Here is a 16,060-nt window from a genome sequence, read left to right on the forward strand (position 1 = left end):
ACTCGCAGCGGCCGCGGCATCCCTTCACCGTCCTCAAAGGCAGCCGTGTCGAACCTCGCCGTTCTGAGCCTGCGCAACCGCGCCCTCATCGCTCTCATCACGATCGTCGCGGCGATCTTCGGAGGCATCGCGCTCACAAGCCTCAAGCAGGAACTCATCCCGTCGATCGAGTTCCCCGCCCTCATCGTCGTCTCGAGCTACCCGGGCGCGTCGCCCGAGGTCGTCAACAACGACGTGTCGAGCCCCATCGAAGCGGCGATCCAGGGGGTGCCGGGCCTCGAAACGAGCACGGCGACCAGCACGACGAACGCGTCGATCGTGCAGGCGTCGTTCACCTACGGCACCGATCTCGCGACCGCCGAGCAGAAGATGACGCAGGCCATCAACCGGATCTCGAGCCAGCTGCCCGACGGGGTCGAGCCGAACGTGCTCTCGGCGAGCATCGATGACTTCCCCGTGATCCAGGTCGCGGTGTCGGGATACGACGACGCCGAGGCGATCCAGGCCCAGCTCGAGTCCACGGTCATCCCCGATCTCGAAGACGTCGACGGCGTCAACGCCGCCGAGATCGTCGGTGGGATCGGTCAGCGCATCACGATCACGCCCGACGAGGCGCGGCTGGCCGAGACGGGCTTCTCGCAGCAGTCGATCCGCGACGCGCTCGACCAGAACGGCGTGCTGTTCCCCGGCGGCCAGATCACCGAGAACGACGAGACGCTGACGGTGCAGACGGGCACCAAGATCACGGACGTCGGCGAGTTGTCGGCCCTCCCGCTCGTGCCGACGGATGCCGCGCAGTTCGGCTCCGGCCTCGTGACGATCGCCGACGTCGCCACCGTCGAGCAGACGCAGGATCCGGTGACCTCGATCTCACGCGTCGACGGTGAGCCCGCGCTCACGATCGCCGTGACCAAGCTCCCCGCCGCCAACACCGTCGACGTCTCGCAGGGCGTCCTCGCGGTGCTCCCCGACCTGGAGACGAGTCTCGAGGGGGCCGAGTTCACCGTCGTCTTCGACCAGGCGCCCTATATCCAGGACTCGATCGAGACCCTCGCCGTCGAGGGCATGCTGGGTCTCGTCTTCGCGGTCCTGGTGATCCTCGTGTTCCTCCTGTCGGTGCGATCCACACTCGTCACGGCGATCTCGATCCCCACGAGCGTGCTCATCACCTTCATCGGGATCCAGGCCTTCGGCTATTCGCTCAACATCCTGACCCTCGGTGCCCTCACGATCGCGATCGGTCGCGTCGTCGACGACTCCATCGTCGTGATCGAGAACATCAAGCGGCACTACGTCGGCGACGCCGACAAAAAGGCGTCGATCCTCCTTGCCGTGCGCGAGGTCGCGACGGCGATCACGTCGTCGACCATCACGACCGTGGCCGTCTTCCTGCCGATCGCCTTCGTCGGCGATATCACGGGCGAGCTGTTCCGGCCCTTCGCTCTCACCATCACGATCGCCATGGTGGCGTCCCTCTTCGTCGCGCTCACGATCGTCCCCGTGCTCGCGTACTGGTTCCTTCGGCCCGGCAAGCCGATCCTCGATTCCGAGGGCCGCGTCATCGACCCCGAGCAGCCCGATGCGCCGCCGAGCCGACTGCAGAAGGGGTACCTCCCGATCCTCGGCTGGACGCTCCGCCACTCCTGGGTGACGCTGCTCATCGCCGTCCTCGTGCTGGGCGGGACCGTTCTCGCGGCTCCCTTCATGAAGACGAACTTCCTCGGCGACTCCGGGCAGAACACCTTCACGATGACGCAGACGATCGGTGCCGCTCCGAGCCTCGACGCCGAGTCGGCCGCGGCCGAGACGGTCGAGGCCGCGCTTGCCGACGTCGACGGCATCGAGACGGTGCAGGTCTCGATCGGATCAAGCGGATCGGCCTTGCGCGACGCCTTCTCGGGCGGCGGCAGCGGCATCACGTACTCGATCACGACCGACCCCGACGCCGATCAGGTGCAGCTGCGCGAAGACGTTCAGCAGGCCGTCGCCGACCTCGACGACGTCGGCGAGATCACGATCGCGGCATCCGGCGGAGGGTTCGGCTCGACCGACATCGCGATCGACGTGACGGCACCCGACTCGCAGACGCTGCGGGAGGCGTCGGATGCCGTCGTGGCGGCCGTCACGGGCAAGGAGGGCGTCGGCCAGGTGTCGAGCAACCTCTCCGCGTCGCTCCCCTACATCGCCGTCGAGGTGGACCGCGATCGGGCGGCCGCCCTGGGCCTCTCCGAGGTCGCGGTCGGCGCGCTCGTCTCGAACACGATGCAGCCGCAGCGGATCGGGTCCGTCGAGATCGACGACACGGCCCTCACGGTCTACCTCGCGGCTTCGCAGACGCCCGCGACGCTCGACGAACTCCGTGCCTTGACGGTCCCGTCGGCGACGGGACCCATCCCTCTGTCCGACGTCGCGACGGTCGAAGAGAGCGAGGGCCCGACGTCGATCACGACGCAGCGCGGCCAGCGCACGGCGACCGTCACCGTGACCCCCTCGACCGACGACCTGGCGACGGCATCCGCCTCGGTGACGACGGCGCTCGAAGATGCCGAGCTGCCTGCCTCTGCCGACGCGGCGCTCGGCGGTGTCGTGACACAGCAGAGCGATGCGTTCACGCAGCTCGGGCTGGCACTTCTCGCGGCGATCCTGATCGTCTACATCGTCATGGTCGCGACCTTCAAGTCGCTCCGCCAGCCGCTTCTGCTGCTCGTCTCGGTGCCGTTCGCCGCGACGGGAGCGATCCTGCTGCAGATCGCGACGGGGGTTCCGCTCGGCGTCGCGTCGCTCATCGGCGTCCTGATGCTCATCGGCATCGTCGTCACGAACGCGATCGTCCTCATCGACCTCGTCAACCATTACCGCGAGAAGGGTCTGTCGACCCACGACGCGACGGTCGCGGGAGGGTCCCGACGACTTCGCCCGATCCTCATGACGGCACTCGCCACGATCTTCGCGCTCACTCCCATGGCGCTCGGAATCACGGGACACGGCGGCTTCATCTCGCAGCCTCTCGCGATCGTCGTCATCGGCGGACTCGTCTCGTCGACCGTACTGACGCTTCTCGTGCTCCCGACGCTCTTCAACCTCGTCGAGGGTGCGAAAGAGCGCCGCATCGAGCGCCGGGCGCGCAGGGCGGGGTCGGCCGATGGGTCGTCAGAAGCGTCGGGAACCGGTGAGGCAGTCGACCGGGTCGACGCGCCTCGAGTTCCTGAGACCCGCCGCGAGCTGCGTCGACGCGAGGCCGCAGCAGCGGCGGGCGTCGCCGTGCTCGAGCGCGACGAGACGGACGTCACGGATGAATCGACGATTGCGGCTGAGTCCGCGGTCACCGACGAGCCGGCGGGCGCCGACGAGGTCGCGGACGCCACGGATGCCGAGGAGCATGCGGATGGCGAGGAGCTCACGGATGCCGAGGAGCACGCGGATGCCGAGGAGCTCACGGATGCCGTGGTCACCGAGGAGCCCGTGGCGACCGACGAGTCCGTCACACAGACGGACGAGACGCTCGATGGCGTCGCCGGCGACGAGCACGCTGAGACCGTCCAGACCGAAGACGTCGAGCCAGAGCCGGACGAGGCCGCGGAGCAACTCGACTCCGCGACCGAGGATGACGAGGACGGGCACCACCACCGCAGTGAATGACGACCGTCCCTGACCTCGGGGTCGGGGACGTCAGGCGCCGCGTTGGAGCCAGGGGCGGAGCATCCGTGTCACCCATGGCAGAACGAGATACGTCATGACGGGTGTCAGCAGGATCGTGGCGAGCAGGATCCGCAGGACGAGCGGCCAGTCGGTGAAGCCCGGGAGGAAGCCCAGCGCCCACGAGGCCAGGAGGTTGGTCGGGAAGAAGCCGAGCCAGATCGTTATCGCCTGTTTCCACCGGGGCGGCGCGATAACCGGACGCTGGATCGGGCCCGTCGCGGGCGGACCAGCGCTACCTGCAGTTCCCGCTTCGACGTGCGTCGCGAAAGGTGCGTCGAACCACCCCTCGATACCCGTGCGGCGTTCGCTGCGGACCTCGCTCGCGAACGCGCGCCCCGAATCGAGCCACCAGGCGCGAGGCGAGGATTGTTCCCACGCCTCGAGCGTCGGGATGTCGCGGAACCGGTAGAGCATGTACCAGAGGTCGCTGCCCTCTCCCGCGCGGACCCATCCGGAACCGAGGAAGCCCGTGAAACCCGCGGCGAGATCCGTACCGGCTTGCATCCAGCTCGTGGCTTCAGCAGTGCGGGTCGGGTCGATCCGTCGTTCAATCGCGACGGTGATGGGATGCGGCTGGGGGTCGTCTGGCATTCCTTCATTGTGGATCGTGCAGATGACGTGGATGTTGCCGGCACCCGGCCGAAGGCGCGGGGCACGCGGAGAAGCCAGACACCCATCGTCGAGAACGCCACTGCTTCATAGGACGCGAGCGTGATGACGCCGGCGATCAGAAGCACCATGCCCGACACGAGGATCACGACGCCGACGACGGCGAAACGGCGGTAGCGGACGGCGAGCAGTCGGCAGCCGACGCTCGACGAGACGAGAGAGAGGAAAGACAGGACCAGTCCGATGGCGGCCATGTCGTGCATGGGCGGGCTCACGGGGATCGGGATCAGGCCGACCATCATCAAGTGCGCGCCGGCCGAAGCAACGGAGATCCGCATCCAGGTGATTCGCCGTACACCGATGTTCTTGGGCAGATCGACCCCGATGACGGCACCGTACGCCACGAGGATCGCGCCCGACGTCATGACCGTGGTGTTGAAGGCGCGTGCGGAGAAGTCGTGAAAGGTGCCGAGCTGCGAGAAGTGCAGCGTCCACCACATGGAGTCCTTGGTCGTGAGGATCGCGATCAGGACCCCGATGACCAGCGCCCCGGTCGCGAGCGAGCCGAGGCGGTGCGTTGCGCCTGCGGGCGACTGGCGGGCAGGCGGGTATGACGAAGTCGCTGAGGGGCGTGCCCTCGCCTCCGCGGGTTGGGAGAGGCGCAGAAGATGTTCCACAGGCGCAATCATGGTCATACGAGGTCACCGTCGAGTTAACGGCAACCACCCACGACGAGTTGACCCGCCCTCCCCAGGCCGGCTCGTCGTAGAGAGCGTCGCCGGTGGCTACAAGAACTCCCCAGCTTTGACGGCACTCACCGACACAGCTAAGGGTAGCGCAGTCAGACTCGACAGCGAACGGTGTTCTCCCAGCGGTGGCGCGGTATCTTGGCACAGTCGGCTCTGGACGACGCTGCGTGCATGACACGAGCGAAGACTTTGTGAGTCCCAGGGGCCGATGGTGAGTGCCGTCCGGCACACATGACCATCACTGTGAATGGCCCCCGGCCGAAGATCCGCCCGGGTCGTCCCCGCCTGCGCGCGGGCGCTGTTCTCGTGCGAGAACTTTCGGAGAGACCATGAGTCCCAAGAACAAGAAGCCGGCCGGTGGCCGCGCCGGCAAGAACTTCGAGCCCCGCTACGGCGAGAAGAAGACGAGTTACCACGACCGCACGAAGCGATCGGATGCCGGTGGCCGACCCGCCGCACAGAAGCCGGGCAGCAAGAGCCCCGGCCACCGCGGCTATCGTGCCGAGTCGGAGGAAGCTCCCGCGAAGCGCCGCTGGACGGCTCAAGAGCGCGCCGGTCGCGATGAGGCCCGCGGCATCCGCACCAATGGACGTGTCGATCGGCCCCGTGTCGATCGGCCCCGTGTCGACGGCGCTGACCGGCCGCGTCGCGCGGATGGTCCGCGTTCGGACGAGCGTTCGGGTTCGTACGGCCGCCCCGACCGCGGCTACGGCGGACGTGGCGCCGATCGCGCTCGGACCGACCGGGATGCCCGGCCGACCCGTCGGGACGTCGACGCACCCCGCGGTGCCCGTCCCCCGCGCGAGGATCGCGTCACCCGCATGGACCGCGTCGACCGCGACGACCGCCGGACGTTCGGTGATGCGCGTCCGTCCTACCGCCCTGAAGAGCGCCGTGGGTCGGGATTCGACCGCACCGCCCGCAACGGCGATCGCCCCCGCCGCGATGACGACCGTTCGCGTTCGTTCTCGCGTGACGACCGGGCTCCCCGCCGTGATGACGACCGGGCGCCGCGTCGAGACGACCGGGCGCCGCGTCGTGACGATGACCGCTCGCGCTCGTTCTCGCGTGATGACCGTGCGCCGCGTCGAGATGACCGGGCGCCGCGTCGTGACGACCGTGCTCCTCGCCGTGATGACCGTGCGCCGCGTCGGGATGACCGTGCGTCGCAGCGCGACGGTGGGCGTCCGGGCCGTTCGGACTGGAACGCCGCCCCCGTCCGCGATCGCTCCTACGAGCAGCAGGCCGACGTCGTCCACGAGCGTCTGCAGGCGCAGGCGGTGCAAGCCGCCGACGTCGCGGACGTGACGTTCGGCGACCTCGGACTCGGCGAGAACATCGTCCGGACGCTCGCCGACCTCGGTGCGACCGCGCCGTTCGCCATCCAGGCCTCGACGATCCCCGTGATCCTCGACGGCAAGGATGTGCTCGCGCGCGGACGCACCGGATCGGGAAAGACCATCGCCTTCGGCGCGCCGCTCGTCGAGAGCATCCTGCGTGCACAGGGCGGCCAGCGCCGAGAGTTCGGACGCCGCCCCCGGGCATTGATCCTCGCCCCCACGCGCGAACTCGCCCTCCAGATCGACCGGACGATCCAGCCGATCGCCCGCAGTGTGGGTCTCTTCACGACCCAGATCTACGGCGGCGTCCCGCAGGGTCGACAGGTCGGCGCACTGCGGAAGGGCGTCGACATCATCATCGGAACGCCCGGTCGCATCGAGGATCTCGTCGAGCAGCGCAAGCTCGACCTGTCCGACATCCGCATCGTTGTGCTCGATGAAGCCGATCACATGTGCGACCTCGGATTCCTCGAGCCGGTCCAGCGCATTCTGCGCCTGACGGCGGACGGCGCGCAGAAGCTGCTGTTCTCGGCGACGCTCGACCGCGAGGTGGCTGCGCTCGTCGACGAGTTCCTCGTCGAGCCCGCTGTGCACGAAGTCGCCGGTGAGGATCAGGACTCGGGCACGATCGAGCACCGCGTCTTGGTCATCGATCACCGCGACAAGGCCGAGATCCTGACGTCGCTCGTCGATCGCGAGGGGAAAACCCTCGTCTTCGCGCGGACTCGTGCGTACGCCGAGATGCTCGCGGAGCAGTTCGACGACGCGGGGATCCACGCCGTCGCGCTCCACGGCGACCTCAATCAGGCCAAACGCACGCGCAACCTCGAGCGGCTGACGTCTGGTCGCGTGAACGTGCTCGTCGCGACGGATGTCGCCGCCCGTGGCATCCATGTCGATGACATCGACCTCGTGATCCAGGCCGACGCCCCCGACGAGTACAAGACCTACCTGCACCGTTCGGGCCGAACGGGCCGTGCGGGCCGCTCTGGCACGGTCGTTTCCCTCGTGACCCGGCAGCGTCGTCGGCGGATGACGGAGCTCCTCGAGCGCGCGGAGATCGACGCCCCCTTCGACGACGTCCGCGTGGGCGACGACCTCATCGAGGAGATCTCGGGCCGCCAGGTCGACCCCACCGCCTGAACGCCACCCGCCCCCGCCCCCGCCACCCGCCACCCGCCTGACCGCGAGACTGCACCCTCCGGCCGAAACTGCACCCACGCCGTGCTGTCTCGGCCGGAGGGTGCAGTCTCGAGGACACGGGTGGCCGGAGGCTGCAGTCTCGCGGGCACGGGCTGGCCCGGTCCGGCCGACGCGGCCCGTGACAGCCTGGGCCCGAGACTGCACTCTCCGGCCGAGACTGCACCCACGTCGTGCTGTCTCGGCTGGGAGGTGCAGTCTCGCAGGCGTGGGTGGTCGGGAGGTGCTGTCTCGGTCGGGAGGTGCAGTCTCGCGGACGCGGGTGGCCGGAGGGTGCAGTCTCGCGCCGGCTCGCGCCGGACCGAGCGGACCGAGGCGGGTGGCAGCGCGGCGGGTCAGAACAGCATCGCGGGGGCATCCTGCGGAGGGCGGACGGCTGCCCGGCCGCGTGAGGTCGTGATAACTGTGGCGGCGGTGTTCGCCCGTGACGCCAGGCCCGGCACGGCAGACCGCCGCGGCGCGTCTTCTTCTTCGTGGCCGTCGAGGCGGTGCACCCGCAGCAGCGGACGGACGCGCTTGGCGAGCCACGACCGGTAGGCCTTCGGGGCCGTCGCCGACATCCCCGGGTAGAGGCCTCGATACGACGAGACGAGTTCGGGATGCTCGCGCTCGATCCACCGCAGGAACCACTCCTTCGCACCAGGGCGGAGGTGCAAGGCGCCGTAGACGACGCGCACCGCGCCGGCATCCTTGATGCGCCGGAGCGCATCGTCGATCGCGGCGACCGAATCGGTCAGGTGCGGGATGATCGGCATGAGGAAGACCGTGACACGGAAGCCCGCCTCGGTCGCGGCCCGCACGGTCTCGAGTCGTGCGGTGGCAGACGGCGTTCCGGGCTCGATGGCCTTCTGCAGGGCGTCGTCGAACACCGCGATCGACATCGCGAGGGAGACGGGGACGGATGCCGCGGCATCGGCGAGCATCGGCAGATCCCGCCGCATCATCGTTCCCTTCGTGAGGATCGAGAACGGAGTGCCGGAGTCCGTCAGCGCGGACACGATGCCGGGCATAAGCCGGTACCGGCCCTCGGCCCGCTGATACGGGTCGGTGTTGGTCCCGAGCATCACCGGATCGCGCTGCCACGCGCCCCGCGCGAGCTCGCGGCGGAGCACCTCGGCGACATTGACCTTGACGACGATCTGCGAGTCGAAGTCGCGGCCCGCGTCGAGTTCGAGGTATTCGTGCGTCCCCCGAGCAAAGCAGTACGAACATGCGTGACTGCATCCGCGGTAGGGATTCACGGTCCAGTCGAAGGGCATCGCGGATGCCGACGGCACGTGGTTCAGCGCGGTCTTGCACAGCACTTCGTGGAACGTCATGTCGGCGAACTCGGGCGTCGTGACCGAACGCACGAGACCGTTCAGGTGCTCGAGGCCGGGGAGGGCCGCGGCATCCGGAACGCCCAACTGCTGACCTTGCCAACGCATACCATCAGGGGAACAGATATTCGACTCTATGTCAAGACGGTGACGCGTCAGCATCGTACACAGAACTCTTGTGAGAGTGCTCTCATGGCATTCGGAGGCCGGATCAGGAGAGAATGGACTCGATGCCGGTACCCGAGCCGTCTGCGCTGCCTCCGTTCCGTCGTGCCCGCCCTGCGATGCACGACGTGGTCGTCGATGGCACCTCCGAGCCCGCGGCACCCGTCACTCGGCGCGCGCTGCGGCAGGCGCGCGACGCCGAGACGCCGATGGCCACCCCCGCGATCTTCCGTCCGCCGCCGCCCCCGCTCGTCTACGCCGACCCGCATCCGGTGCCGCTCATCCCCGGCCGTGAACGCCGCCGCAGCCCCGCGCGACACGCCCGGGTCCGCCGCTTCGCGCGCCTCGCGCCTGTCGTCGCGATCGCCGCCGCGAGCAGTCTCGTCCTCGGGTCGGCTTCAATCGTGACGGCGGCGATGGCCCCTGCGCCCGCCCCGATCGTCGCCGAGTCTCCGCGCGAAGTTCCGACGTTCGACGTCACCATCCAGGCGCCGTCGACGCTCATGGGTCCCGTCCTCGGCCCGACCGCGGGGTCGACCGGCACGGTCCCCGCCGCCGGCGCCGTCGACGACCCGTGTTCCCTTCCGGCTGTGACCGACGCGCTCGCGACGGGAGATGAGGCGGCCGTCATCGCCGCGATGGACGGACCGGACGGATTCCGCGCCAAGGTCGCGACGGGGCTCGCACCCTGCGTGCGCCTCGACGATCCCGCGCGGACGTGGGTCGTCGTCGACAAACTGCGCCCGTACACGCCCGTCGACTACGCTCCCGCGGAGCTCGCGGCACCCGCGTCGGTGCCGAACGTCTACGGCGAGGTTCTGCGGACCGACGCGGCGGCCGCCCTGACCGCGCTCGCGGACGGGGCTCGCGCCGCGGGCGCCGGCGAGCTCGGACTCGGCAGCGGCTTCCGCTCGTACGCGACACAGGCCGCGAACTACGAGGGTCATGTCGCAACGAAGGGCCTCGAACAGGCCGATCTCGTGAGTGCCCGGCCGGGCCACAGCGAGCACCAGTCGGGCCTCGCGGCAGACGTCGTGCCCTGCGCAGACGTGTGCGGAACGATCGACGACCTCGCGGCGTCGCCGCAGGGTGCGTGGGTCGCCGAGCACGCATGGGAGTACGGCTGGATCGTCCGCTACGAAGAAGGCGCGACGTCCGAGACGGGATTCCTCCCCGAGCCGTGGCACCTCCGCTACGTCGGACCCGAACTCGCTCGCGCGTACCACGAGGGTGGTTGGCACTCGCTCGAAGCGTTCTTCGGCTTGCCCGAGGCGCCGCACTACGACGGCTGAGGCCGGGCTGGAGGCATCCCACAAATCCCGAGACTCAGTTCCGCGGATCGTGGGATGGAATGCCACATCGGTGTCCGGTATCCCGTCTCGGTGACTAGACTCGCCAACGGCGATGAGGCCTACGGCCCCGCCGGAGATCCACGGGAAAGGACGCAGCTCATGGAGCGCGACATCTACGACGAGGACCACGAGGCGTTCCGCGACGTCGTCAAGGAGTTCATCAAGCGATACGTCACGAACGAAGCCATCGAGCGGTGGGATGCCGCGGGCGAGATCGACCGCGACACGATGCGCGCCGCGGGAGACGCCGGCATCATCGGACTCTCCGTCCCGGACGAGTTCGGCGGTGCCGGGATGCTCCAGGACTATCGCTTCCGTGCCGTCGTCAACGAGGAGATCATCCTCGCCGGCGCCGGTTCGCTGGCGGGTGCCTTCGGCATTCAGGACGATCTCGCCGTGCCGTACCTCGTGCACATGGGGACGCCCGAGCAGAAGCAGAAGTGGCTGCCCGGAATGGCGACGGGTGAGGTGCTGGGCGCCCTCGCGATGACCGAGCCGGGCGCCGGGTCCGACCTCCGCGGCATCAAGACGACCGCGAAGAAGGTCGACGGCGGCTACATCGTCAACGGCGCGAAGACGTTCATCTCGTCGGGCAAGACCGCCGACATCGTCGTGACCTTCGTCAAGACGGGCGAGGGGACGCGGCCCGACGCCTTCAGCCTGTTGATCCTCGAGAATGGCATGGAGGGCTTCGACCACGGCAAGAAGCTCAACAAGATGGGCTTCCACGGCCACGACACCGCCGAGCTCTCGTTCAGCGACGTCTTCGTGCCCGAGGCGAACCTCATCGGCGGCAAGGAAGGGCTGGGCTTCGTCCAGCTCATGATGAACCTCCCGCTCGAGCGCCTGTCGATCGGCGTCGCGGGAGCCGCCGCTGCTGCCGCCGCCCTCACGTGGACGATCACGTACACGAAGGAGCGCGAGGCGTTCGGCGAGCGCATCATCGACTTCCAGAACACGCGCTTCCGCCTCGCCGACGTCGCGACGACCGTCGACGCCCTGTGGGCCTACATCGACCGCGCCCTGCTGGCCTACAAGGACGGCAAGCTGTCGGCCGAAGAGGCGGCCAAGGTCAAGTTCTGGGCGACCGAGCGCGAGTGGGACGTGCTCGACACGTGCGTGCAGCTCTTCGGCGGCTACGGCTACATCACGGAGTACCCGATCGCCCGCGCGTTCCTCGACGCGCGCGTCCACCGCATCTACGGCGGCACGAACGAGATCATGCGCGAGATCGTCGGCCGGCAGCTCGCCGGCAAGCGGTAGTCAGCAGGCCGCGTGACGTGCTCGCGTCGTATCGCGGTTCAGAATTCAGTCTGCACGATGGTGCTACGCGGCTCCGCACGCGACATTACGGGTGTGCACTTGCGGGTGGCCAGGCGCGCAGACTGAATTCTGAACGCCGACCGCGCGACACCGGCGCGCATTACACGTCGCGTCGCCGCGCGAGCCGGGCGACGCCGGTGCGGCGCAGGCGGTCGGCGATGACGATGCCGAGCCAGGTGCCTCCGAGGCAGCTCGCGAGGGTCAGGGCGAAGAACGCGATCTGAAGCGCCAGCGGGAACGTCCACAGGTCGAAGGATGCCGCGGCGAAGATCGGGTACGCGACGCCGACGACGACCGCGCCGGCGTAGTGCATCCACGTGTACCAGCGACGGTAGAGCGTCACGAGGAACGGGAGTTCCGGGAACAGCGCCCACCACAGCGTCGTGCCCACGGCGCCGATCGTGAAGAAGGGCGCCAGCACGAGCCCCGAGATGAGTCCGACGAGGAGTCCCGCGAAGGGGCGGCGGAGGAGCCGGAGGGCGACGACGGCGGGCATGAGCCACACCCCCGCGATCGCGACGGACACGACCGGCAGCGTCACGAAGAGCACCGACGAGAGCACCCACGCACCGCCGAGGACGATGCTCGCGGCGACCCCGATCGCCGCGCACGTGAGGAGGTACGCGGTCGAGACGCTGTTCATCCCTCGGCGTGCAGGAGTCCGCGTGCCCGCGACGGAGCCCGGATCCTCGGGACCCGCGTAGCCGCTCACGCGTGAGCCTCCGCACCTGCGGTCTGCGACTTCGGCGTCGGTGATGCGGCGCCGATCCGCCAATAGCCGCAGAAGCTGACGAGGTTCTTGTCCACTCCGCGCTCCGCGATGAGGTGTCGACGGGCTCCCGTCGGAAGGGCCTGCTCCCCGACGATGTACGCGTGGACGTCGCTGCCGGGGAACTCCTTCGACGACAGGCCCGTCAGGGCGGCGAGCGCGGGTTCGCCGGGCTTCGCCGCGGCATCCCGGACGATCCAGCGCACATCGATGCCCGCGGGACGCGCGAAGTCGAGGGCGTCGGCGGCGTCCGGAATCTCGATGATCGCGAGACCCGTCGCCGTCTCGGGAAGCGATGCGCAGATCGACGACACGGCGGGGAGCCCGGTCTCATCGGCGATGAGCAGTACCCGCTCCGTGCCGCGCTCGGGGTTGAAGGCGAGTCCCTCGTCGATCAGGACGACGCTCTCGCCCGGTTCGCACGTCTCGGCCCATCGGGAGGCGGGCCCCGCGGTTCCCTCGGCGGCCGATCCGTGCAGGACGAAGTCGACGTCGAGTTCGGCGCCGCGCGTCCCGTCGGCCGGCCGGTACTGGCGGACCGAGTAGTTGCGCATGACGGGCCGCACGCCGTCGGGGATGCGCAGATACTTCAGGTAGCCGAAGAGCTTGTTGGCCTTCGCGGGCAGCCGGTCGAGGCCCTCGTCGCCGCCTAGGGGCAAGAAGATGCGGAACCACTGGTCGAAGCCCATCGGCCGGAACCTGTCGATCTCGCCGCCGCCGAGTGTCACGCGCATCCAGTGCGGAGAGAGCCGTTCGGTGCGCAGGACGCGCGCGTGCACGAGCTCCTGGGTCTCGGGCTTCACGAGCCGGCTGGCCTGCGCCATGAGCGGTCCTTTCGAGGTGGGGGAGAGAGGATGCCGCGACGCGGCGTCACGCGAGACCCCAGGGGAAGAGGGGGACGAGGATCGCAGTCGAGACGACGAGGAAGCCTGCGACGAAAACGGTGTCGCGCACGCGCCACGACACGAGGTGGCGTTCCGTGCGGTCGGGATGGGCGCCGAAGGCGCGGGCGTCCATCGCGAGGGCGACGCGCTCGGCATGACGGATGGCGCCCGCCATGAGCGGGACGACGTAGCCGAACCAGCGCCCGATCGCGGCGAACGGTCCGCGCCCGCCGTGCGATCCGCGGACGCGGTGGGCCTGCCGGATGACGTCGAGCTCGTGGCGGAAGCGCGGGACGAACCGGAACGCCGCGAGGGCGGTGTACCCGATGCGATAGGGCACGCGCAGCTGCTGCACGGTCGACCTGACGAGGTCGGGACCCGTCGTGGAGAGGCCCGCGATGAGCGTCAGTCCCACGATCGCGGAGATGCGAAGGCCCGTCGCGAATCCGATCTCGAGTGCGCCGGCGTACATCGTCCAGCCGCCGATCCGCCAGGCGACGGCCGTCTCGTCGACGAGCGATGCGTCGGTCCACAGCGCGAACCCCAGCCCGATGACGACGGCGGCGGCGGGAAGCGCGACGAGGACCGCGGCGAGCAGTCTCGTGAAGCTCACACCCACGAGGAGGAGCACGTACGCGAGCGCCAGGAAGGCGGCCGGGGTCGCGGCATCCCGAACGAAGATCAGGAGTGCGATCACGGGAAGCGGGGCGAAGAGCTTCGCGAGCGGGTTCAGTCCGTAGAGGAATCGCGACGAGGGGATACGCGAGCGGTCGGCGTACGGGTCGATGGTCGTCAGGCTCGCCGTCGTCACGGGGCACCCCCCGACGGCAGGTCTGCGAGGCGGACGACGTTCGCGAGTTCCGGATGCCGTGTCAGACCCGCGAGCGCTCGCCGGAGCGGTGGGGTCCGGAGCCCCGCCTCGCGGATGAACTCTTCGTCGGCGAACACGTCGCTCGTCGTTCCTTCGCGGAGCACACGGCCGTCACGCATGACGACGACCCGATCGGCGTATTCGGTGACGAGCTGCATGTCGTGCGTCACGACGATGATGGTCGTGCCGTCGGTGTTGAGCTCCTTCAGAAGCGCGAGGAGTTCGTCTGCGCGCGCTCGATCCTGCCCGAACGTCGGTTCGTCGAGGGCGAGGACGGGAGCGCCCGCGACGAGCGCAGTTCCCACCGAGAGGCGCCGCTTCTGTCCGCCCGAGAGGAGGAACGGGTGGGAGTCGGCCTTGTCACGCAGTCCGAAACGGTCGAGGAGCGTCATCGTCCGCGCGCGGACCTCATCTTCCGCGAGTCCTTGACGCCGCAGGCCGTGGGCGATCTCGTCGAAGACGGAATGCGCGATGAATTGGTGCTCGGGATTCTGGAACACGAACCCGATGCGTGAAGCGAGGGTGCGGGCATCCGCTCGTCCGACATCGATCGTCCCGAGCCGGACCGTGCCGCGCGGCGCGGGGACGACGCCCGCGAGCGCCTGCAGCAGTGTCGTCTTGCCCGCGCCGTTGGCGCCCACGATCGCGACGAAGTCGCCGTCCGCGACGTCGAGGTCGATCCCGTGCAGCACGTCGGTGCGTCCCCGTCGGACCCGCAGGCCCCGCACGGCGATGAGTGGCGTCCGCTCGCGCACCACGGTCGGAGAATCGGCCTTTTGTCGGACGATATCGCCCGCATCCTCCGACATCGGCGCGATCGTCCGACCGGGAACGGATGCCGCGGCCTCGAGCGCCGTCGTGAGTTCGGCCGGTGTGAGGGGAAGCGGCTCGAGCGCGTAGCCCGCGCGGCGTAGGCGGAGCGCCGCGAGCGTCGAGACGGGAAGCCACACACCCATGTCGTGCAGCTCGTCGGCGCGCTGGCGCAGCACGGCGTCGACGGGGCCGTCCGCCGCGACGCGGCCCGCGTGATCGAGGACGACGACACGGTCGACGAAGCCGACGGCGGCGTCGAGGTTGTGCTCGACGAGGAGGATCGCCCGGTCACCCGCAGCGACGAGCTCGGCGAGCGCCGCGTACACCTCCTCGATCCCGCGGGGGTCGAGGTTGGCGGTGGGCTCGTCGAGCACGAGGAGGGGGGATCCCATCGCGAGTGCGCACGCGATGGCGAGGCGCTGCCGCCCTCCGCCCGACAGACGGTCGGGGTTCTCGGCGCGGCGCTCCCACAGGCCCACACGGCGCAGGGCGTCCTCCGCCCGCGCGAGGACGTCGACCACCGGCATCCGCAGGTTCTCCGGACCGAACGCGACTTCGTCGAGGAGCGTGCCGGTCACGAGCTGCGCATCGGGGTCCTGGAAGACCATCGCGACGTGGGGGGACAGCTCAGCGACCGTCGACGTCGTCGTCCGGAGCCCCGCGACCTCGACGGATCCCGAGAGCTCCGCGGGGATGGCGTGCGGGATGAGCCCGTTGAGAGCCAACGTCAGCGTCGACTTGCCCGACCCGCTCGGGCCGAGGAGCAGGACGACTTCGCCCGGCGCGATGTCGAAGGTCGCGCCGGCCGGGATCGCGGCATCCGTCCCCTCGTACCGGATCGCGAGGTCACGCACCCGCACGAGCGGAGCGCCGACCGTCGCGGCGGTGACGGGGGAGTCACGCTCGGGTGCGGTCACGGTGGGTCCTGATCGAGAGGGGCGGCTGATCGAGTCGGGCGAGGCCGACC

General features: G+C 69.4%; 11 protein-coding genes. 5 read left to right on the top strand and 6 right to left on the bottom strand.

Going from position 1 to position 16,060, the window contains the following annotated elements:
- Window positions 1–45 precede the first annotated feature (45 nt).
- Complete coding sequence (locus tag FBY39_RS04830; RefSeq protein WP_260837446.1) at window positions 46–3,639, top strand: efflux RND transporter permease subunit; 3,594 nt, start codon at window positions 46–48, stop codon at window positions 3,637–3,639.
- Window positions 3,640–3,669: 30 nt separating this feature from the next.
- On the opposite strand, the gene FBY39_RS04835 is transcribed toward FBY39_RS04830, so the two are convergent.
- Complete coding sequence (locus FBY39_RS04835) at window positions 3,670–4,290, bottom strand: antibiotic biosynthesis monooxygenase (protein ID WP_141930660.1); 621 nt, start codon at window positions 4,288–4,290, stop codon at window positions 3,670–3,672.
- A 261-nt stretch (window positions 4,291–4,551) separates the two neighbouring features.
- Here FBY39_RS04835 and FBY39_RS16580 point away from each other — a divergent pair, with 261 nt between their 5' ends.
- Together FBY39_RS16580 and FBY39_RS04845 are read left to right on the top strand one after the other, a co-directional pair.
- Window positions 4,552–4,770, top strand: coding sequence for a hypothetical protein (locus FBY39_RS16580; protein WP_141930661.1), 219 nt, complete (start codon window positions 4,552–4,554; stop codon window positions 4,768–4,770).
- Window positions 4,771–5,386: 616 nt separating this feature from the next.
- Complete coding sequence (locus tag FBY39_RS04845; RefSeq protein ID WP_141930663.1) at window positions 5,387–7,540, top strand: DEAD/DEAH box helicase; 2,154 nt, start codon at window positions 5,387–5,389, stop codon at window positions 7,538–7,540.
- 392 nt (window positions 7,541–7,932) lie between these two features.
- Here the strand turns inward: FBY39_RS04845 and FBY39_RS04850 are convergent, their stop codons facing one another.
- A complete protein-coding gene (locus tag FBY39_RS04850; RefSeq protein ID WP_141930665.1) occupies window positions 7,933–9,024 on the bottom strand; it encodes an Rv2578c family radical SAM protein in 1,092 nt (363 codons plus the stop codon).
- 122 nt (window positions 9,025–9,146) lie between these two features.
- Between FBY39_RS04850 and FBY39_RS04855 the strand changes: the two genes are divergently transcribed.
- Together FBY39_RS04855 and FBY39_RS04860 are read left to right on the top strand one after the other, a co-directional pair.
- Window positions 9,147–10,373 (top strand): M15 family metallopeptidase, encoded by a 1,227-nt coding sequence (locus tag FBY39_RS04855; protein WP_160132935.1) that lies wholly within the window; start codon window positions 9,147–9,149, stop codon window positions 10,371–10,373.
- Between the two features lie 159 nt (window positions 10,374–10,532).
- Window positions 10,533–11,696: an acyl-CoA dehydrogenase family protein gene (locus FBY39_RS04860; protein ID WP_141933902.1), complete on the top strand. Its 1,164-nt coding sequence runs from the start codon at window positions 10,533–10,535 to the stop codon at window positions 11,694–11,696.
- A gap of 160 nt (window positions 11,697–11,856) precedes the next feature.
- Here the strand turns inward: FBY39_RS04860 and FBY39_RS04865 are convergent, their stop codons facing one another.
- From FBY39_RS04865 to FBY39_RS04880, 4 genes are read right to left on the bottom strand one after another with little or no spacing between them, the layout of a single operon-like run.
- On the bottom strand, window positions 11,857–12,468 hold the full coding sequence (locus FBY39_RS04865; protein ID WP_260837447.1) for an ECF transporter S component: 612 nt from the start codon (window positions 12,466–12,468) through the stop codon (window positions 11,857–11,859).
- Window positions 12,465–13,349, bottom strand: coding sequence for a siderophore-interacting protein (locus FBY39_RS04870; RefSeq protein WP_141930669.1), 885 nt, complete (start codon window positions 13,347–13,349; stop codon window positions 12,465–12,467). Before FBY39_RS04870 ends, FBY39_RS04865 begins: the two co-directional genes overlap by 4 nt.
- A 46-nt stretch (window positions 13,350–13,395) precedes the next feature.
- Window positions 13,396–14,220, bottom strand: a complete 825-nt coding sequence (locus FBY39_RS04875; RefSeq protein WP_186336919.1) for an energy-coupling factor transporter transmembrane component T — start codon at window positions 14,218–14,220, stop codon at window positions 13,396–13,398.
- The gene (locus FBY39_RS04880; protein ID WP_141930670.1) at window positions 14,217–16,010 is read right to left on the bottom strand and encodes an ABC transporter ATP-binding protein; all 1,794 of its coding nucleotides are present in this window, start codon (window positions 16,008–16,010) and stop codon (window positions 14,217–14,219) included. Before FBY39_RS04880 ends, FBY39_RS04875 begins: the two co-directional genes overlap by 4 nt.
- Between the last annotated feature and the right edge of the window lie 50 nt (window positions 16,011–16,060).

It is taken from the genome of Microbacterium sp. SLBN-146 (assembly GCF_006715145.1).
Classification (GTDB): Bacteria; Actinomycetota; Actinomycetes; order Actinomycetales; family Microbacteriaceae; genus Microbacterium.